At 59.0% G+C, this 17713-nt stretch carries 21 protein-coding genes and 1 pseudogene; 14 read left to right on the top strand and 8 right to left on the bottom strand.

From position 1 onward, the window contains the following. Nucleotides 1–234: 234 nt before the first annotated feature. The 7 genes from MHM97_RS07535 to MHM97_RS07510 form a co-directional block, all read right to left on the bottom strand. Nucleotides 235–1245 carry a tyrosine-type recombinase/integrase gene (locus MHM97_RS07535; protein WP_370645704.1) on the bottom strand — a complete coding sequence of 337 codons (1011 nt, stop codon included), beginning with the start codon at nt 1243–1245 and terminating at the stop codon, nt 235–237. Then, the gene (locus MHM97_RS22865) at nt 1164–1466 is read right to left on the bottom strand and encodes a helix-turn-helix domain-containing protein (RefSeq protein WP_370645692.1); all 303 of its coding nucleotides are present in this window, start codon (nt 1464–1466) and stop codon (nt 1164–1166) included. The genes MHM97_RS07535 and MHM97_RS22865 overlap by 82 nt, the downstream gene beginning before the upstream one ends. Nucleotides 1467–1483: 17 nt before the next feature. Next, entirely contained in the window at nt 1484–2269 is a 786-nt protein-coding gene (locus MHM97_RS07530) for a hypothetical protein (RefSeq protein ID WP_370645691.1), read from the bottom strand. Beyond that, nucleotides 2253–2744, bottom strand: a complete 492-nt coding sequence (locus MHM97_RS07525) for a hypothetical protein (protein ID WP_239321463.1) — start codon at nt 2742–2744, stop codon at nt 2253–2255. The genes MHM97_RS07530 and MHM97_RS07525 overlap by 17 nt, the downstream gene beginning before the upstream one ends. A gap of 50 nt (nt 2745–2794) precedes the next feature. Beyond that, a complete protein-coding gene (locus MHM97_RS07520) occupies nt 2795–3076 on the bottom strand; it encodes a hypothetical protein (protein ID WP_239321461.1) in 282 nt (93 codons plus the stop codon). A gap of 265 nt (nt 3077–3341) precedes the next feature. Beyond that, complete coding sequence (locus MHM97_RS07515; protein ID WP_239321459.1) at nt 3342–4148, bottom strand: hypothetical protein; 807 nt, start codon at nt 4146–4148, stop codon at nt 3342–3344. A gap of 159 nt (nt 4149–4307) precedes the next feature. After that, nucleotides 4308–4670 (bottom strand): helix-turn-helix domain-containing protein, encoded by a 363-nt coding sequence (locus MHM97_RS07510; protein ID WP_239321457.1) that lies wholly within the window; start codon nt 4668–4670, stop codon nt 4308–4310. Nucleotides 4671–4964: 294 nt separating this feature from the next. On the opposite strand from MHM97_RS07510, the gene MHM97_RS07505 reads away from it, so the two are divergent. From MHM97_RS07505 to MHM97_RS22860, 6 genes and pseudogenes are all read left to right on the top strand, one after another. Next, nucleotides 4965–5288, top strand: coding sequence for a hypothetical protein (locus MHM97_RS07505; RefSeq protein WP_239321455.1), 324 nt, complete (start codon nt 4965–4967; stop codon nt 5286–5288). Continuing rightward, nucleotides 5285–5551, top strand: a complete 267-nt coding sequence (locus MHM97_RS07500; protein ID WP_065332184.1) for a hypothetical protein — start codon at nt 5285–5287, stop codon at nt 5549–5551. Before MHM97_RS07505 ends, MHM97_RS07500 begins: the two co-directional genes overlap by 4 nt. Continuing rightward, on the top strand, nt 5551–6198 hold the full coding sequence (locus MHM97_RS07495) for a hypothetical protein (RefSeq protein WP_239321453.1): 648 nt from the start codon (nt 5551–5553) through the stop codon (nt 6196–6198). Before MHM97_RS07500 ends, MHM97_RS07495 begins: the two co-directional genes overlap by 1 nt. A gap of 171 nt (nt 6199–6369) precedes the next feature. Next, on the top strand, nt 6370–6954 hold the full coding sequence (locus tag MHM97_RS07490; RefSeq protein WP_239321451.1) for a hypothetical protein: 585 nt from the start codon (nt 6370–6372) through the stop codon (nt 6952–6954). Next, nucleotides 6951–7682 (top strand): hypothetical protein, encoded by a 732-nt coding sequence (locus MHM97_RS07485; RefSeq protein WP_239321449.1) that lies wholly within the window; start codon nt 6951–6953, stop codon nt 7680–7682. The genes MHM97_RS07490 and MHM97_RS07485 overlap by 4 nt, the downstream gene beginning before the upstream one ends. Before the next feature lie 256 nt (nt 7683–7938). Beyond that, a pseudogene (locus tag MHM97_RS22860) lies at nt 7939–8172 on the top strand (HNH endonuclease); the annotation flags it as partial. Nucleotides 8173–9373: 1201 nt separating this feature from the next. Here MHM97_RS22860 and MHM97_RS07475 read toward each other — a convergent pair. Further along, complete coding sequence (locus tag MHM97_RS07475) at nt 9374–10762, bottom strand: hypothetical protein (protein WP_239321445.1); 1389 nt, start codon at nt 10760–10762, stop codon at nt 9374–9376. A gap of 128 nt (nt 10763–10890) precedes the next feature. On the opposite strand from MHM97_RS07475, the gene MHM97_RS07470 reads away from it, so the two are divergent. The 8 genes from MHM97_RS07470 to MHM97_RS07435 form a co-directional block, all read left to right on the top strand. Continuing rightward, nucleotides 10891–11298, top strand: a complete 408-nt coding sequence (locus MHM97_RS07470) for a hypothetical protein (protein WP_239321443.1) — start codon at nt 10891–10893, stop codon at nt 11296–11298. 92 nt (nt 11299–11390) lie between these two features. Beyond that, the gene (locus MHM97_RS07465) at nt 11391–11753 is read left to right on the top strand and encodes an HNH endonuclease signature motif containing protein (protein ID WP_239321441.1); all 363 of its coding nucleotides are present in this window, start codon (nt 11391–11393) and stop codon (nt 11751–11753) included. A 134-nt stretch (nt 11754–11887) separates the two neighbouring features. Then, a complete protein-coding gene (locus MHM97_RS07460; RefSeq protein ID WP_239321439.1) occupies nt 11888–12367 on the top strand; it encodes a P27 family phage terminase small subunit in 480 nt (159 codons plus the stop codon). After that, nucleotides 12364–14199 carry a terminase large subunit gene (locus MHM97_RS07455; RefSeq protein WP_239321437.1) on the top strand — a complete coding sequence of 612 codons (1836 nt, stop codon included), beginning with the start codon at nt 12364–12366 and terminating at the stop codon, nt 14197–14199. The genes MHM97_RS07460 and MHM97_RS07455 overlap by 4 nt, the downstream gene beginning before the upstream one ends. Then, nucleotides 14199–15491 (top strand): phage portal protein, encoded by a 1293-nt coding sequence (locus MHM97_RS07450; RefSeq protein WP_239321435.1) that lies wholly within the window; start codon nt 14199–14201, stop codon nt 15489–15491. Before MHM97_RS07455 ends, MHM97_RS07450 begins: the two co-directional genes overlap by 1 nt. Before the next feature lie 11 nt (nt 15492–15502). After that, nucleotides 15503–16096, top strand: a complete 594-nt coding sequence (locus MHM97_RS07445) for an HK97 family phage prohead protease (RefSeq protein ID WP_239321433.1) — start codon at nt 15503–15505, stop codon at nt 16094–16096. 73 nt (nt 16097–16169) lie between these two features. Further along, complete coding sequence (locus tag MHM97_RS07440; RefSeq protein ID WP_239321431.1) at nt 16170–17453, top strand: phage major capsid protein; 1284 nt, start codon at nt 16170–16172, stop codon at nt 17451–17453. 9 nt (nt 17454–17462) lie between these two features. After that, on the top strand, nt 17463–17713 hold a 251-nt coding region (locus tag MHM97_RS07435; protein WP_441316270.1), incomplete at its 3' end, for a head-tail connector protein.

Genomic DNA, 17713 nt, shown 5'->3' with positions numbered 1-17713 from the left:
ATGCGCAATATCTTTTTTGATCGATCCGGGAGGCGACGGGTGCACAGCTCCGTTCACCGGGCGCGCGCTGGACAGACGGAGGTCGCCGATGAACTCCACGTAAAAGGTGCCATGCAACCGGCTGATATCAAGGGAAGCCATCAAAATGGAGCGGGTAGCGGGAATCGAACCCGCGCGTTCAGCTTGGGAAGCTGTGACTTGTGTCGATTAGTGAATTGATATAATTCAATATAATCACAAGCTTCGGGAGAAATTTCGGGACTCAGCATTTTGAAACATGCTGAAATCGTCCATTGCATCAGCTAGGTCTGCGTCCAAGACGTGGGCATATCTCATCGTCGTTTCAATGCTTGTATGACCCAGTAGCCTGCTGACCAGCTTGAGATTTCCTGTGGAGCGAAGCATGCGGGTTGCAAAGGTGTGGCGGAGGTCGTGGAAGCGGAAATCCTCGATTTCTGCCTTTCTCAGAGCGTCCCTGAAGTCCACGAACAAGTGGCTGTTCTGCCTGATGCGCCTGCGCTCCGGATTCTCTTTGTCGTCGGTGAGATAGGTGAACACGTATTTTCTGTGCTCGATCTGGGAAGATTTCGGGAGTGCCGAAATCAGCGCGCGGATCTCTCCGTTCATAGGGAACTTGAGTTCGCCGCCACCCTTCAAGCGAAAGTCGATCCTGTTCTTCTCGTGCTTGATGTCGTTCCAGCATAGGCCGAGGATGGTGGCTTGTCTGGCCCCCGTCATAAGTGCAAATTTCACAAGGGGATGGAGGTCTTCTCTCAGGTAGCTGAATAGCCGATTTTGCTCATCGTATGTGAGTTCCCGGATGCGCTCTTTGGGCTCTTTCGAGGCTGCGGCCTTGAAGTTCAGCTCTGAAATTGTGGCGCCGTAAAAGTTTTCCATGTGCCGCAATGCCCTCGCAAGAAATTGCAGGTGCCGGTTCACGGTGGCATTGCTGACCTCTGCGCGGCGGGTGCGGACAAAGCGCATAACGTCCTGATTGCTGAGGCGATCTATGCGCGTGGAGCCTGGGATGACCTCTAGGATTTTCTTGGCCTGGCTCTCTGCAGTTCTTGCGCTGGACTGCTGTTCGCAGATGTCTGTCCAGTATGTCCCCAGCGCCTCTGAAAGTGTAAATTTTCCATGTGCTTGCGGGGCGGACTTCGCCTCTACTCTGGCCTGCGATTCAACCGCTTTGGCTTCTTCGAAGTCTTTCGTTCCGCACGATCCATAAAATCTACGACCCCTGATCTGGAAGTCGTAGTGGTAGTATTTGCTGTTCTTCGGTTTGAACGGCATGCCTCCACAGTCCTTTCCTCAATGTAGGATTCAAGGTCGTCGCGCCGGTATCTGATCGCCCCACGCGTAACCTGGACGTATCGTAGCCCGAGCAGTCGACACTCCCGCAAGGTTTTTTCACAAACACCAAGGGCTTCGGCGGCTTCTTTCGAGTTCAGTAGCGGTACATTCACGACTGTTTCTCCAACGGTTAGCGCGTGATTTCAGTGGTCGGGTTGATTTGGGCAACTGTTGTCGGCTCGGTGGGATATCCGTTCTGGTTGATTGGCTTGTAGATCGGGGAAGTGGCGATGGCGCGGCGCATGTCCGCCTCGTCGCCCCATTGGCGCGCGGCGGCGTTCATCATGCCTTCGAAGGAGCGACTGCGCAGGCGGGTGCGCTCGGGCCCCGGCGGCATGCGGTGCACGCGGTTCCAGCGCTTCCATTCGGCGGAGAGCCGTTCGGGCTCAGGCAGTCGATTTGTCTCGCGCAGCGGCGACAGCCCGTCCAGATACCAGCCCGTTGCCTTGTAGGCCGGATCACCAAACTGAAACGGTTGCACGATGCTGGGTGCGGGTAGATCTGCCGGCATGCGGTCGCGGGCGAGGTCATTCATTTCCGGGTTTTCAATAGCCCGGCACGGGATGGGCGCTTGCCAGCAAGCGGTGAAGATGCTGACGCCCAGCTCAAACTCGGCTTTGAGATCCGCCCAGCTCCGCCCCTTCGGTAGCAGCTTTGGTGGTGTCCATTTGCCGGGGCCTGACATCCAGCGGCGACCGGACCGGCAAAGGCGGGTGCATGGCGGGTGCATCACCGCCAGCAGATCCCAGCCCTCGGACAGGATGCCGTCGCGCACGTCACAAATAATGTGCCGGTTGGTCTTATCCTCTGCCGGAGCAAGGTCGCAGGACCAGACGTCATGCCCCAAGGCCAGCAAAGCGCGACGCATGATGCCGCTGGTTTCGCAGGCGACCAGTGCTTTAGCCATTGAGGCCACCGTGCACCAAAGTCGGCGCGGGAGGTTGACCGTTGTAGGGGCAATCCGGACGGCCATCGCTGGCGCGGCGGGGCACGCGCGCGGAGGCGGTCTTGATCCAGCGGCTCAGGGCGCTTTGGCGGGATGTGCCGGCGCATTGAATGCCCATCAGATCGACCTGCCAAAGCGCCTCGTCGTGGGTCCATGCATCCGACATGGGCGCAGTGATGCGCCCGCCGAGGTCTGAGAAATGTTCGGACCTCTGATGCATCGGCGTCGCCTTGAGCGCCTCCGTCGCGTCATAGAGCGCGAGGGTGTTGATCTCGGTGGATGATGCGCGGGCGGTGGGCAACTTGGAGGATTGATCCGCCCGCGCCTGATCCGCACCGCGGGAGCGGTGCGAAACCTCGGGACAGTCGACGGCGCGCAATCCTCCAACGCGCCGCGTGTGTTCATTGGTCTCAGAGGGGCGGGGCCCTCGGGATGCGTCCGCCATGGATGCGGAATCTGGAGAGATAGGGTGTGTCATTGCGGGTGCGCCTCGCCTTACGCCGCATGGGGGCCATTCGGGGTGATTTGGCGATTTGCCATGACACGGCGGACCTTCTGGCCGACGCGGTCGAGAACCTGCTCGGTCGGTTCCGGCGTCGGCGCCGGCCGCTCAATCAGATGCGCAGCCCGCAGGCGCGCCGGGTCAAAGCCCTGGCCGCGTGCGGCCTTCAGCGTTGCCCAGGCAGTTGTGAAAAGGTGCGGGCTGTCGAGGTGTTCCTCGGGCGAGCCTGCGATCTGCTGCGCGTTCCGCAGCACGGTTTCCAGTCTGTCTTGCATTCAATCCTCCATCGGTTGATGTAGGATAGAATATAGGGTAAAAATACTAAGTCAATACGGAGATAGTTTAATAATACTACTCCCGGAGGTACTTATGGGGGTGTCGATGGTTTGTAGCTTGGGGGCGGTAACTAAGTGTTGCACTTGGGTGGAGGGATTGAAGTGAGATGCTTGACCCTCAGCGCGTGTCTGGCTGCCACATTGTTCTTGGCCCTTTGGGCAATTGGAAGCAGCCAGCTCGGTGGATTGATCTTTATGTTTGGGCTTATTCAGGGGTTTGGATGGTCTCGGCTGGTGCGTCGGCGGAGGGGCCTTCGATCATGAGGGGGCTTTCTGCAGAGGCTAGCATGGCAGCGGCCGCGACCGGTCCTGCGATGCTCAAGACGCTAAGGGTATCGGCAGTCAGGCCGAGTGTGAAGGCGCTCGACTTCATGGATTTGGAAACCCAGTCCCTGAACTTCTCGATGAATTCCTTTTGTTCATCGTCAATTTCCTCGAATTCAGCTTGGATGTCCGCGAATATATTTTTTAAACGCCTGCGTATCTGATCGTCCGTAGCCCCTTCGCATTCATGCATGATGCGAATGATGGACTTTAGTTTCAGTTCAAGAACGGCTTTTTGCATAGGGTTAATTGGTGCCGCTCTAGTGTCTGAGAGCATTGATTGCGCTTCGTCAAGGAAGGTGTTTCTGTCAAAAACTTCGTGGCGCGCGACCTTACTGGCGGCAAGCGTATGCCCAACAAGGTTTAGTGTAGCGACGGAGGCGGAGTGCCTGGCGTGGGACTTGAACCCTTGCACAGTGTCTTGCGCGAGCGCCATTAGTATCTTGTATTGTATATTCCGAATCTCGGAAATTAGAGATGCAACATGCTGTTCCGGGAGGCTGGGAATGAGAGAAGCCTCGGCGATTGCATCATCAAATGTAGACAGAATTCTGAGACGCGCCTCTGAGTGACCTACTTCCGGATACTCTGCGTCAAGCGCTCTGGAAAGTTTGGTTGTGTCGGGGTGCTCTACTAGCTTCTCGATTGTTTGGGCTGACTGGTAGCATGCGTTTTCCCGTGTTTCCATGAATGGCGTGCGCTCCGTGGTGTATATTGATTGGGGGCATTAAGTGCGAGATCTCTTATCGAAACCATTCCTTGCGACCTTTCTGCTCTCCAACTGGTTGAGTTAATTTAAAGTTTGGGAGTGTGAATTTAGGACTGTTGAAATTGACCGATCAGGAAATCATTCATCATCTGCGCTGTCTTCTGGATGAGGGCGACGAGCAGCGGCAGCGAGACCTCGTCCGTAACCTAAAAGCTCTTTCAGGAGGTGATCGGGTAACTGATTTGCTAGGCGTACGATCTCTTTTTCTTCGGGGGTTCTTGCCTCGCTCATGAACTCCTCTAGCGTCGTCCCAAGGGCGGCGCAGACTTTCCTTGCGGATGCAATTGTGGGACTCTTATTGGTTCCTGATAGCCATTGTCGGATCGCAGCATTGTTCAAGCCTGCCTTAACGGCAAGTCCAGACACCGTTAGGTTCGGGTCGCTCTCGATCCGCTCGCTAAGGCGTTGGAGGAATGGCTCTATGATGTCAGGTTCGTTCATAGTGTAAAAATACCAAGCAAGGCAGGTTTTGCACTCGGGTTAAAGCTTGACATGATGTAGGGTTTTAATACTAGATCGCGTCATGGAACAGTTTATGAAAGATGTTAGGTTTTATGCCTCCTGCTTTGGCATCAAACCCGCAACGGTCATTCAGAAGGCCGGCGCCGGAGGTGGTGCTACCTGGAAACGTTGGGTTCGCGGCGAAAGCAGCCCGACACAGCGGACGCTTGACAAGGTTAGAGCCTATATCGCTGAAAACCCGCCACCTGAATCCGAGCGGAAAAGGGCTGCCGCATGAGCCGCCCGCGTCTAACCCTGATCGTGAACAATGATGTGCCATGCGACCAGCCTGGCACGTCAGCTGACCAAGCGTCTTGGTCAAATCAGTTGGACCCTCATGCGCTGAAGGTGAGCGCGCCTGACCTTTGGTCGGCCTATTTCCACGCGCGGTTTCACAGCCCGCGCGAAGTGGCGCTGTTTTGCGATGTGTCGTTTCAGACCGCGCTCAACTGGTGGGGCGCCGTGACCGCGCCCGCCAGCCATACCGCCTTGCTGATGATCCTCACCGATCCCGGCGCGGCGGCGTTCTTTCAGGATCAATTGGCGAGGGCCGCATGATGGCACAGAATTCCTCACCCCGGATCGAGCGGATCGCCTATCAGATCTGGTGGCTGATCCAGGACAGTGCCGGCGAATGCACCCTGCAAGATATGGCGGAGTTTACCGGCGCTTCGATGCGCACCTGCACCCAGATCTGCCGCCATCGCGGCTGGGCCGGGGCCTATCGCAAGATGGCGCAGAGATCCGCGGCAGAGAGTGGCCCGCGGATGATCGAGGCGCTGGATGGTGAGCTGTCCGCTCTGTTCGGGGAGGCCGCGTGATGTTGAATGCAGCAGGTTTGCAGCCGATCTCGACCGATGATCTGCCGGAATATCCGCTGGGGGCAGAGGACCGGCTCGACAGCCATTACTTCATGGCCTGGGAACGGCGGCGCTGGCTCAATTCGGACATGCGCCTCAAGGGCACGCCGGAGTGTCGAGCGCTCTATTTCGATCTGATCAATGTCTCTTACGACCAGACGCCGGTCGGCACGGTGCCGCAGGATCTGGAGACGCTGGCCAAGCTGTTGCTGGTCGATCCCGGGCACTTTCGGGCGTTGTGCAAGCTGGACTATGGGCCGCTGCACAAATGGACGCCGTGCATCTGCGAGAGCGGCGAGGTGCGGCTGATGCACCCGATGGTGTTGCGCACGCTGACGGAGGCGCTGTCACGCAAGGAGGACAACCGCGCCAAGCATGAGGCGGCCAATGCGGCCAAGCGCTTGCAGCGCTTGCGCTCCACCGTGGCGGGCTATCACGCGGAGCTCGCCAAGAATGACGCCGCCATCCGCTGGATGGATGAATGGCTTGTCCAGGAGGGCTGCGAATACCGCAACGCCACCTGGATCGAACGCGCGATGCAGTCCTGGTCGACACATATGTTTGACCTCGGGCAGGCGCGCTCCGGAACTCACCGAACATTGTCCTGACATTGTCCAAGACTGTCCGGCGGACAGTTCAAGACAGTCTCGGACAGTCTCAGACTGTCCTGCACGACAGGGATAGAGACAGAGACATAACAAAACAGAAGGACAGTCGCCGGACACATTGGCGTCGGTGGCTGTGGATAACTCGGATTAGCTGAGAAATGAGGTGCAGAGATGGATGCAAAGGAACAGGCCGCCGGTGAGGCGCGGGTGCAGGAGGCGTTGATCACGCCGCTGGAGGCGCTGGGGCTGGCGCGGCCCTCGACGCTGACCAAGGCTCAGTTTGCGGTGATGTTGGGCGAGCTGCGCCAGAAGCTGGCGTATATGACACCCGCGAGCCTCGCGGTGCTGCGGGATTGGGTTGAGGCGCACCCGGGCGGCAAGGACAAGGATCGGTTTCCGATTGGGCTGAAGATCCTGAACAAGGCGCGCGAGATCCAGCCGCCGGAGAGCGGGCCATCGCCGCTGATGCTCAAGGTATTCGGGCATGCGCTGGGGCAGGAGGCGCTGACCGGAGGCTGGGCGCCCGAGCTGCTGCGCTATCTGCGTGGGGCGCGGGAATGGCCGGGTCGCTACACCATCACCCAGATCCGCAATGAGGCCGATGAGGCGGTGCGCCGGATGGCGGATATCGAAATGCGGGCAGGGCGCGGGGATCGCCTGTCGGCCGAGGATGCACGCTTTCGGGTGCGGCGGGCGGAGGCTCTGCAGCAATGTCGTGAGATCGCAGGCCAGGCGCAGCGGGGTGCAGCAGCATGAGCGAGCATGTTGTGATCGTGGCGCCCGATGGCGTGGCGGATCTGACCCCGATGGCAAAGTTTATGGCGGCGCGCCAACTGCGATTGCAGGTGGAAGAGGAACGCATCCAGGCGGTGAAAGAGCAGGGCTATGTGCCAGAGGTCTGCGGCGATGCCATCCCCGAGGCGCCGGCCCGGGGAGCAATCCGCGTGTTCCAACCGATGAGCCTTTTTCCCGATGGTGAGAACGACTGGAAAGCCTGCCCCTCTGGCTACCGTGGTCGGTCGGCCATGCAGCGGGCGGATGTATTCGACGTGATGACGGCCAAGGCGATCAGCAATGGCAAGCCCGCGCCCTTCACCCGCGCGCAGGTGGCCGCAGGGCGGAATTATCGGGATCTGGTCGAACGCCACGCCTGCGCCGGAGTGCGCTGCTCCTCTGTTGAGGCCATCCGCAGCGGCGGCGGTGGTGGCAGTGGCAGCTTCATCGATGCGGTGCTGCGGGATCGCGAAGAAATCGAGCGCATCCAAAGGCGCATCGGCACGGGTACCGCAATCGCCGTACGCAAGATCCGCCCGTCCAAACGCGGTTCGCGCGTGAACATCACGGATCAGCGACTGGTGGATATGGTGTGCCTGGAGGACAAGCCGATCAGCGCGGTGCTGCGGGCGCATGGGTGGAGTGTCCGGGGGCAGACGTCAGGCGTGCTGCGGCAGGCTTTGGCAGAGGCGTTGGGGCGGATGGTTTGATGAGGGCTGAAATCAGCCCAACCACGACATTCATGCAAGGCGCAGCGAAGGGGCTGCTGCGAGCGCGAGAGCTTTCCCGAAAGCCGCCATTCAGCAGACGGTGGCGGCCCTAGCAGATGCTGCGCTCAGCTCAGATGTCAGCGAAGCGCAGGAAGCGGAGTTGCAAAGTCCTTGCTTCAAACAACACAACATGGTGGGCTTTCCACCTATGCGGCGATGAGCTCAACATTGTTTTCTAACCCTATGGGCTACTTTCATGCAAAAAAACACATTCTTATACGAGGTATCCCAGGAACTTGCGCGCTTCGACGCCAAACTCTTGGGTTTGTTTAGATGTCCGGTATGTCTTCGAGACCTGCCGGTTGGCAACTTTGGAAGCTCCGACGCAGACAATGCGATCAACGAAGAGCACATAATACCGGATTCAGTCGGCGGAAAACAAACGACCTTTCTGTGCAAAAGGTGCAACAGCACATTCGGGCACAAGCAGACAAAATGGCTCGTCGAGTGGATTGAGCTAAACGAGGGAGGCACGCCATTTCCGATAGACCCGAAAAAACAGAAGGCTAGGATTAGTGCCAACGGCCGCAAATTGAATGGCTCAATGCGTCTCGGTGAGAATGGAGCGTTTGAATTTTACTCGGACCGAGAACGTTCCAACCCAGTAGATTTCGATGCGCACTGGAGCGAACCAAAACCCTCGGAAATCAAGATTGAATTTTCGATGCCAGTCTTTTCTAACGAGGAATCTTTGCGGGTGGGCTATCTCACTGCCGCGTATGGTCTTTGGTTCAAGAATTTCGGGTATTCCTTTATCCTTCAGTCAAGCTTGAACACTGTCAGAAGGCAGATTCTGGACCCAGGCAAAAACATTATGGATTGGAACTTTCTCATTGAAATCCCAGCTCGAGAAATCAGAGAGCCGAGCATCGGGCTTATGAGATTTGATGAAGATTATTTTCCGATTGCTGTAATCTACGATCACATTGTGCTGCTGCCCTCAGCGCAGAAACTACACCCTCCAAGCATGTCTGCCGAAAAAATATCCAAGAAGCTGATGTCTTTGGGTGACGAAATTGCCCCACGTTTTCAGCATCGGTGCGTGGGACCAGCCGTTATGATTTGTGACGGTCAAGTTATCATTCAGCCAGATATGATTGCCAATGCGACCATCCCCCCTCAGCACATTTGGGTCGATGGCTGGCCATAGGCGCAGCCCAAATTGGACATTCACTTAAGGCGAGGCGAGCAATATTCTGCAGGAGCAAAAGGTCGCGCTTGGTTTCCCGGCAGCGGACATTCAGGTTGGTCCCGTTACATCCGGCGATGCTGCGCCCCGCTTCGGGGCAGCAATGCGCAGAAAGCCGACATTTTAGAATTGCAAAGCTGAATTTTCAGGAAACAGATCGATAATTTAACCAGATTTGCGAGAAGTGTGAACTACGGCGGTCCAAGCGTGTCTTGACTGGCTTGTCCGGACAGAACCCGAGTGCATAGGTTTCCGTACAGAAATCATTTGAAATCACTTTAGTGTAATTGATCACGGCATAACAAGACATCCCTTCGGTAGAACAACTGCTGAACAGGCTACAAAAATGTTCCCCACAGATGGGCCGACCAATGAAGTTGCGCCCCAAGTGAAGAACGATCACGTACTGACGGAAATTCAATTGAGCTTCATTAGTAAGCATCTACGGCAGTTGTGCGGCCTGACAATCATCTGAGTAAGGAACTGAAACCGCTCGTTCGGCGCGAGCGTCTATCCAGATTTGTTGTGATTTAAATCTGAATCCAGGAATCGTAAGTCCCGAAATCGCAAAACTACTCAAGTCTGGGGCGGTAGCATCAACCTCGAAACAAATAATAGTTTGGTTGATCGGCGCTCGACCTTTGTAGGAGAATGGACCGTTAGTTAATGAAGCAGCTTCGATGCGACTATCGTAGTCTAAAGGGTTGTTACCTAGGCTGTCTGCAAGCTTCATTCTACAACCGAACCGCACGCCTGGGTACAGGACCGTGGGGCAAGACAGCTTGGCCCATGCCGTAAGATTAGTTCCCGAGTTGACACGTGGAATTATATGCGTAAAGGCAGACGCAGACTTGATGATTTTTGCGGATTGGCCACCTGAACTTACATTTCTTTCTTGTTTGACCAAAACATTGATAGCAGCGTCATCAAAGTACGGTGGGAAATCTTTGTTGGGTGCTTTCAATTCGTCGTAATCGAAAAAGCAGTCCATTGATGCTATTGGCTTGAGGCTTAAGCTAGTCCCGGCGATGACATCTACACTCAAACCCTTACAAGGTAAAATTTCAAACGATGCGTTGATAGGGCGTACAATGAAATGTCCTGCGATTTCCATTGCTGCGTAAGCAAGCTCCTTTGGGTTTGAAGCAGCTTCAGCAACAACACGAATATCTATCTGTAGAGACAAGTTGGGATTTACATAAGAGTTGCCGGTTGAATGGTTCGGCCCAGTTGATGCCAGTTTATAATACTGCTGGCGGTTGATGGTTGATAGTCTTTCGCCAACTATAATCACCGTTTCTCCAATTGAACGACCTTGAATGCAAATGTATGCAGTTGGTTGTGACAACAGAACGACATTTTCAATTATCAAGTTTTGAGCCTTCTCACCATGTCTTGTTTCACAGCCAATTTGCGGGGTAGCAGGGCGAGAAAAATATGGTGCAAGCTTAGAATCCGTCTTGAACAACAAAGAGAGTTGGTTCGACCGGTGAGTTGGCCGAAAGCTGTCGACCATAACACTTGAGACGATTCCAGGTGACTTGTTTTCAAGTCGCCAGTCGATCCCGATCTGTGCACCTTCTGGTGTTTCGTTCCACACTGGGATATAAAGCACTTCGTCAACACCAATTGTGTATGAGGTTTGCTTGCTGCGAATCGCAGTAAAGTCACGAGACTGGCGCCAGATCGGTCGAAGGAGGTTTTGCTCCAACACAGCTACTGATCCGGAGGTGACAAAGTCGTCCCAACGAATTGGGGATTCGTCCGCAATAGATGCAGAAGCAAATGAGAGTATAAAAATAGCTTGTGCTATGTAACTATGTAGACCCATTCGTTGTTCCTCTAAAAATTTGCTGCTATGGTAAAAACCACACACACTCAGCGTCAAGTTGTTTCGATCTCAGAGTACCTTACATGCTTTGTTTGCGAGAGTAGTGCTTAGCCAGAAGTGCCTCTGTATTGCCTGACATTAACGCTCGTCTCGAAGCCACAGACCAGGCGCAGCAAGCGCAGTGGGAAGCCCGGACGCAGCGTTCTATTTCGCGTCTGGTTTCCCAGACAGGACCGGATAAGTCATTTTTTGGTTTAGCCCGAGCCTTCCTGTCGATAGCCCAAAAAGAAGTCGCGGACATGCAAGCATTGGATCCCGACTTCCAGAATGAAGGCTTCGCAGGGTTCTGTCGCGATTTGCATAAGCGGTGCCTGAAAGTCGTCTGGTTTCAGCTCGACGCTTCTAAGCGTCAGACGTCCGCTTTGCGGGAGCTGCACAGCAGCAATTGGCTCCAACTTGAGTGGCAGGCATTGGCCGCCTGCTGGGCTTTGCAAAGTCCGCTTCCTGCGCATTCCAGCCCCCCCATGCCCCCTTGACGCCAAAGTCACCGGCATGCCAGTAAATATGCATCATCACTGATTGCGCCCACGGGAAACCGGCGGGCGCTTTTGCGTTCCGGGGGTATGGTATGACGGCGCGGAGCGCGTATCACCATTTGTACAACCTGTCGGCGTGGCGGCGTCGGCTGCGGCCTGAGCATCTGGCGCGGGAGCCGCTGTGCCGGGCGTGTCTACGGCGAGGGATCGTCAATGACGGCACCCTGACCGCGTCGGGATCTCGACAGGGGAACCCAAAGCGCTGCCGCCTGGTGGTGGATCATGTGATCCCGCATCGGGGCGATCCGGCGCTGTTTCTGGATCCGGGCAATCTGCAGACGCTGTGCCCGGATGATCACGATCAGAACAAACAACGGCTGGAGGCGCGCGGGTACTCACAAGAGCGCGGCGCGGATGGCTGGCCGGTGGATCCGCAGCATCCCGCCAACCGCTGATGCAGTGGCCCGTCCACCCCGGGGGGAGGGGCCGAAGGAATTCCGGAAGCACTGGCAACCGGAGGGGGAGCCTTTTTCTGCGCGAAGTGGAAATTGAATAGAAAAAGCCACATGAACAAGGAGGTGATCGGGATATGCGAGGGCGCAGACCGGCAGAGGAAAAAGTTGTGGCCCTCGCGGAAGAGGGGGCGCCGCTTCACAATCTGGAAGAGCGGGCGCGGCTGCGCCTGGAGGAGATCCGGCCCGAGGGGCTGACCGGTGAGCTGCGCTGGACCTTTGACCGGCTGGCGCTGCCGCTGTGTCACCCGACCGTGGATCGGTTGAAGCCCAGCAATGTGATGATGTTCAAACAGCTCTGCAAAGCGGTGCTGCGGTTTGAACGTCTGGAGCTGGAACTGGAAGAGACCGGCGAGACCTATGAGAGCGAGACGCGCAACGGGGTGCAGATCAAGGCGCGGCCCGAGGTGGCGCAGCTCAATGAGACCTTCCGCCAGATCCGCGGGTTGGCCAATGACTTTGGCATGACGCCGGCGGCGGAGCGGGGGCTGTCGGGGGCAGGGCAGATGGGGTTCAGCTTTGCCGATCCCGATGGGCCCGAGAGCTATCTGACGTGAGCGCATCCTCTGACCGGGTCTCGGCCAGCGAGGATCCGGTGACAGCCTGGGCGCAAGCGGTCGAGGCCGGCGAGGTTGTGGCCGGGCCCTATGTGCGGGCAGCAGCGGCGCGGCATCTGCGCGATCTGGTGGAGGGGCCCAAACGCGGGCTCAAATGGGATCTGGCGGCGGCGCTGCGGGCGATCCGGTTTTTTCCGCAGGTGCTGCGGCTCAATGGGGGGCAGTTCGAGGGGCGGCCCTTTGAGCTGCACCCAAGCCAGGCGTTCCGGATCGGCTCGCTCTTTGGCTGGAAACAGTACAGCGCCCAGCACGGGGCGTGGCTCCGGCGGTTCACGCGGTTTTACGATGAGGAAGGCAAGGGCAACGGCAAATCGCCGATGCTGGGCGGCATTGGCCTTTACATGATGGTGGCCGATGGCGAGCCACGGGCGGAGATCTATGCGGCGGCGGCCAAGAAGGACCAGGCCGGGATCCTGTTCCAGGATGCGGTGGCGATGGTGGATCAGTCGCCGGTGCTGAAGCGGAAAGTGCAGCAGCAAGGGGAAAACCCGGTCTGGCAGATGACCTATCGCGGGCGCGGGGGTGACAAGCGCAAGTTCAAACCGCTCTCGGCCGAGAAAGCCCAATCCGGCCCGCGTCCACATTGCGCGCTCACCGATGAGGTGCATGAGCATCCCAACCGGGATGTGATCGATATGCTGGAACGGGGCTTCAAGTTCCGCAAACAGCCGCTCCTGTGCATGGCGACCAACTCCGGCACCGACAAAAAATCGATCTGCTGGGAAGAGCACCAGCATGGCGTCAATGTGGTCACCGGCGCGGTCGAGGATGACAGCACATTTGCCTTCATCTGTTCGCTGGATGAGGGCGATGATTGGGAGAATGATCCCAGCTGCTGGATCAAGGTGAACCCGCTTTTGGGGGTCACCATCGATGAGGAATATCTCACCAAGGTGGTGAACCAGGCCAGGATGATGCCAGGCAAGCGCAACGGCATTGCGCGGCTGCATTTTTGCCAGTGGACGCAATCGGTGACGGCGGCGATCCGGCGCGAGGCCTGGGTGGCCTGCCATGGCGCGGTGGATCCCGAAGAGCTGACCGCGCAGGGCTATCCCTGTTTTGGCGGGCTGGATCTGAGCCAGGTGCGCGACTTCTCGGCGCTGACCCTCACATGGGTGCTGGATGCCACCAAGGATGCGGAGCGTCTGGTCTCAAAGACCTGGTTCTGGACGCCGGAGGGCACGCTGATGGAGCGGGCGGCGCGCGATCAGGCGCCCTATGATCTCTGGGTACGGCAGGGGTTTATCGAGGCAGTGCCGGGAGATCGGCTCAAATACCCCTGGCTTGCCGACGCGCTGGCGGATCTGACCTCCCGCTATCAGCCGGAGGTGATCGCCTGCGATCAGTATGGCTTGGAGCGGCTCAAGGACAGTCTGACGGAAAAAGGCCTGGTGCTGCCCACCGAGGTGCATCCGCAAGGCTTCCAGAAGCGGGTGCTGGAGAAGGTGCCGGATCCGACCAATCCGGGGCAGGAGGTGGAGATCTATCTGTGGATGCCGGATTCCATCAACAAGCTGGAAAACGCCATCTACGACGGCCGCCAGACCGTGGCGCAGAACCCGCTCCTGGACAGTATGGCGGCCTCGGTCACTTACGCGGAGAACCGCACCGGCCATCGGATGTTTGACAAGGAAAAGGCCCATGGCCGCATCGACGGCATGGTCTCGCTGGCGATGTCGGCGGGGATTGCGCTGTGCCGCGAGCGGGCGGGCAAGGAACACTCGCCCTGGGGCGATGAGGACTACTCTCTGGAGGATATGCTGTGGGATTGATGGGGTGGCGCCGGCGCGCGGCGGCCGAAGGCGCAGGCCTGCCGGAACAGCGCGCCGAGCTGGTGGACAGTGGCGAGGCGGCGATTGCCCAGGTGCTCTCGGGCGAGGTCGGCGAAGGCGTGACCATGCGCGAGGCGCTGTCGCTGCCCGGGGTCTGGGCGGCGATCAACTTCCTGTCGGCGGCCATGGCCGGTCTGCCCATCGAGGTCTTTGAGACCACGAGTGATGAGGGCGGCGACAGGAAGCTCAAGGGCGGCGTGGTGGATGTGCTGGGCGCGGCGGTGAATGACAGCACCACGTCGTTTAGCTGGCGCGAGACCTTCTTTGCCGAGGTCTTTGGCCCCGGGCGCGCCTATACCTACATCGAGCGCAACGCGCAGGGCCGGGTGATCAACCTCTTTCCGATGGAGTATCACCGCACCACAGTGCGCAAGGATCAGGGGCGGCTGTTTTATGACTACCGCGAGCCCTCCGGGCGGGTGAAGACCTACCCGGGCCGCGATGTGATCGACATCGCCTTTTTGCTGAAGCCCGATCATGTGGGCAGCCACAATCCGGTGATGACCTGCGCCAGCGCCATCCGCCAGGGGCTCAATGCCAATCGCTATGCGCTGACGGTCTTTGGCAAAAACGGCGTGCCGCCCTATGTGCTGACGGGGCCGTTCCAGGCCGCCAGGGAAATGATGCGCTCGGCGGCGGATCTGATGCGGGTGACGCGGCGGGCGGCGGATGAGGGCAAGCCGGTGCTGCCGCTGCCGGCGGGGCATGAGCTGAAGCGGCTCGGCGATGATCCGGAGAAGATGCAGCTCACCCCGGTGCAGGTCTTTGCGGTAGGCCAAGTGGCGCGGATCTATCAGCTGCCACCGGTGTTCCTGCAGGAGCTGAGCAAAGGCAATTACAACAATATCGAGCATCAGGATCTTCACCTGGTCAAACACACGCTGCGGCGCTGGGTGAAGAAGTTCGAGCAGGAGCTGACGCTGAAGATCTTCGGGCGCGGCTCCAAACGCTATGTCAAACTGAACCTCGACGGCATCATGCGCGGCGACTTCAAGACCCGGATCGAGGCGATTGTCAAAGCGATCCAGAACGGGCTGATGACCCCCAATGAGGGCCGCGCGCTGGAAAACCGCGCGCCACTGCCCGGGGGCGATGTGCTGCTGGTGCAGGGCGCCACCGTGCCCATTGAGCTGGCGGGCAAGGCCTTTGCCAAAGGCGCGGCTGCGCCAGAGCCAGATGACGATGCCGCGCCCGAGGCGGACGCCGGCGACACGGACACCAACACAAACTGACGGAGGCTTGGATGAGCGATCCAACACGCGAGGTGCGCTATTGCGCCGTCGCGCCCATAGAGCTGCGTGAGGACAGCGGCCAGCCACTGCGGGTGCTTGGCTATGCGGCGGTCTTTGGCGAGCGCACCGCCATCGGCCCGCTCGATAAATGGGGCTGGGAAGAGGTGGTGGAGGCCGGAGCCTTCAGCGCCGCGCTGGACCGGCGCGATGATGTGACTTTCCTGATCGACCACGAGGGGCTGCCGCTGGCGCGCACCAGCTCCGGCACGCTGAGGCTGTCGCAGGATCAGCGGGGTCTGCGGGTGGAGACGGAGCTGGATCCGCAGGACCCGGATGTGCAGCGGATCCTGCCCAAGATGCGGCGCGGCGATCTCTCCAAGATGAGCTTTGCCTTTATCGCCGAGAAAGAGACCTGGGATGAGAGCGGCGCGCATCCGCTGCGCAGCATCGGGTCGGTGCGGCTCTTTGATGTCTCGATTGTCACCGACCCTGCTTACCAGGGCACAGAGATTGGCCTTCGCTCCAAAGCGGCGGCCCTTGGCGGCGGCGCGCAGCGCTATCGCCGCAAGATGCAGATGCGCGGGCGTCTGTCGGGGCTGCGCTGACCGGCGCTTTGTCCTGCCCTTTTCCATGCCGCGCCCTGGGCAAGCGCACCCCCCCACATTCAATGAGGATATCATGAGCAAGATCAAAGAGCTGCGCGAGAAGGCGCAAACCGTTCTGACCGAGGCCACCAGCCTGCGCGACGGGATCACCGACAAGACGCCGGAGGAAGAGGCGCGCGCCGCCAATGACAAGTTCGACGCGATGATGGATCAATATGACGCCCTGGTGAACGAGGCGGATCGCGAAGAGCGGGCCCTGAAGGCGCAGCGCGAGGCCGAGGCGCGCAAGGAACAGCAGGAGCGCGAAGAACGCGAGAGCCGCCGTCCGGGCCAGGAAGAGACCCGCCATCAGCCCGATGGGGATGTGAGCGAGGAATACCGCGAGGCCTTCCGGCTTTACCTCGCCACCGGGGCGGATCTGTCGGAGCTGGACCGGGACGTGCGCGCGGCGCTGCGCCGGGGCTACCGCGAGGACCGGGCGCAGAACGCCGGCACCGGGGCGCAGGGCGGCTTTCTGGTGCCCACCACGCTGGCGGGCTTTATCAATGTGGCCGCGGCCGCCCATGGCCCGATGATGGACGGGCAGATCGCCACGGAGATCAACCTCGCCAATGGCGCGCCGTTTGACCTGCCGACGGTGGATGACACCGACCAGGAGGCCAATCCGCACAGCGAGGGCGACGAGGGCGTGGATGATGACAGCGGCGACATTGCACTCGGCAAGACCACATTGCTGGCCTATGCGCTCGCCACGCCCTGGATCAAATGGTCCTTTGAGCTGGCGCAGGATTCCGCCTTTGGCTTTGAGCCGCTTCTGGGCAAGCTGATCGGCGAGCGGATCGGGCGCAAGGGCAATACCTGGCTCACCACCGGCAGCGGCAATAATGAGCCCCTGGGGTTTGTGACCGGCGCCCCGGTGGGCCATGTGGCCACCGCCACAGATGCCATCACCTTTGATGAGATCTTTGACCTGGAGCATTCGGTGGACCCGGCCTATCGCGGCGGGCCCAAGGTGCGCTACCAGATGCATGATCAGTCGGTGAAGGCGCTGCGCAAGCTCAAGGATGGCAATGGCCGCTATCTGTGGTCCGATGGCGATGTCACCAAGGGCGTGCCGGCGACGCTCAACGGGCGGCCTGTGTCGTTTAACCAGGCGATGGCGCAGATCGGCGCCGGCACCAAACCCATCGCTTACGGTGACTTCTCGGAATATTACGTGCGCAAGGTGGGCAATCCGCTCCTCGGCGTGGCGCGCGAGAAGTTCTTTCCCAACCTCGCCATCATGGGGGTGCATCGCATCGATGGGGCCCCGGCGCAGAGCAAGGCCATCAAGGTCCTGCAGATGAAAGCGGCCTGAGCCATGGCGATGGAGCGTCTTACCCCACCGGCGGAGGCGCCGGTGGATCTCGCCCAACTGCGCGCGCATCTGCGGCTGGAAGAGGGCGAAGAGGATGGCCACCTGCAGCATTGTCTGGAGGTGGCGGTGGCGCAGTTTGACGGCGACGATGGCGAACTGGGCCTCGCACTGGTGCATCAGGTCTGGCAGCAGAGCTTTCCTCATGTGCCCGGGGCGGGTGGATCGGTGGAGCTGATGCTGGGGCCGGTGGCCTCGGTGGA

The organism is Epibacterium sp. Ofav1-8 (assembly GCF_022348185.1).
Classification (GTDB): Bacteria; Pseudomonadota; Alphaproteobacteria; order Rhodobacterales; family Rhodobacteraceae; genus Epibacterium.
The sequence above is the reverse complement of the archived record's forward strand: the minus strand, read 5'-3'. Positions and strand labels throughout refer to the sequence as shown.

Coding starts and splice junctions, on each gene's coding strand:
- MHM97_RS07525 (WP_239321463.1), bottom strand. CDS start 2,744: ATGGCGGACGCATCCCGAGGGCCCCGCCCCTCTGAGACCAATGAACAC.
- MHM97_RS07520 (WP_239321461.1), bottom strand. CDS start 3,076: ATGCAAGACAGACTGGAAACCGTGCTGCGGAACGCGCAGCAGATCGCA.
- MHM97_RS07515 (WP_239321459.1), bottom strand. CDS start 4,148: ATGGAAACACGGGAAAACGCATGCTACCAGTCAGCCCAAACAATCGAG.
- MHM97_RS07510 (WP_239321457.1), bottom strand. CDS start 4,670: ATGAACGAACCTGACATCATAGAGCCATTCCTCCAACGCCTTAGCGAG.
- MHM97_RS07505 (WP_239321455.1), top strand. CDS start 4,965: ATGAGCCGCCCGCGTCTAACCCTGATCGTGAACAATGATGTGCCATGC.
- MHM97_RS07500 (WP_065332184.1), top strand. CDS start 5,285: ATGATGGCACAGAATTCCTCACCCCGGATCGAGCGGATCGCCTATCAG.
- MHM97_RS07495 (WP_239321453.1), top strand. CDS start 5,551: ATGTTGAATGCAGCAGGTTTGCAGCCGATCTCGACCGATGATCTGCCG.
- MHM97_RS07490 (WP_239321451.1), top strand. CDS start 6,370: ATGGATGCAAAGGAACAGGCCGCCGGTGAGGCGCGGGTGCAGGAGGCG.
- MHM97_RS07485 (WP_239321449.1), top strand. CDS start 6,951: ATGAGCGAGCATGTTGTGATCGTGGCGCCCGATGGCGTGGCGGATCTG.
- MHM97_RS07475 (WP_239321445.1), bottom strand. CDS start 10,762: ATGGGTCTACATAGTTACATAGCACAAGCTATTTTTATACTCTCATTT.
- MHM97_RS07465 (WP_239321441.1), top strand. CDS start 11,391: ATGACGGCGCGGAGCGCGTATCACCATTTGTACAACCTGTCGGCGTGG.
- MHM97_RS07460 (WP_239321439.1), top strand. CDS start 11,888: ATGCGAGGGCGCAGACCGGCAGAGGAAAAAGTTGTGGCCCTCGCGGAA.
- MHM97_RS07450 (WP_239321435.1), top strand. CDS start 14,199: ATGGGGTGGCGCCGGCGCGCGGCGGCCGAAGGCGCAGGCCTGCCGGAA.
- MHM97_RS07445 (WP_239321433.1), top strand. CDS start 15,503: ATGAGCGATCCAACACGCGAGGTGCGCTATTGCGCCGTCGCGCCCATA.
- MHM97_RS07440 (WP_239321431.1), top strand. CDS start 16,170: ATGAGCAAGATCAAAGAGCTGCGCGAGAAGGCGCAAACCGTTCTGACC.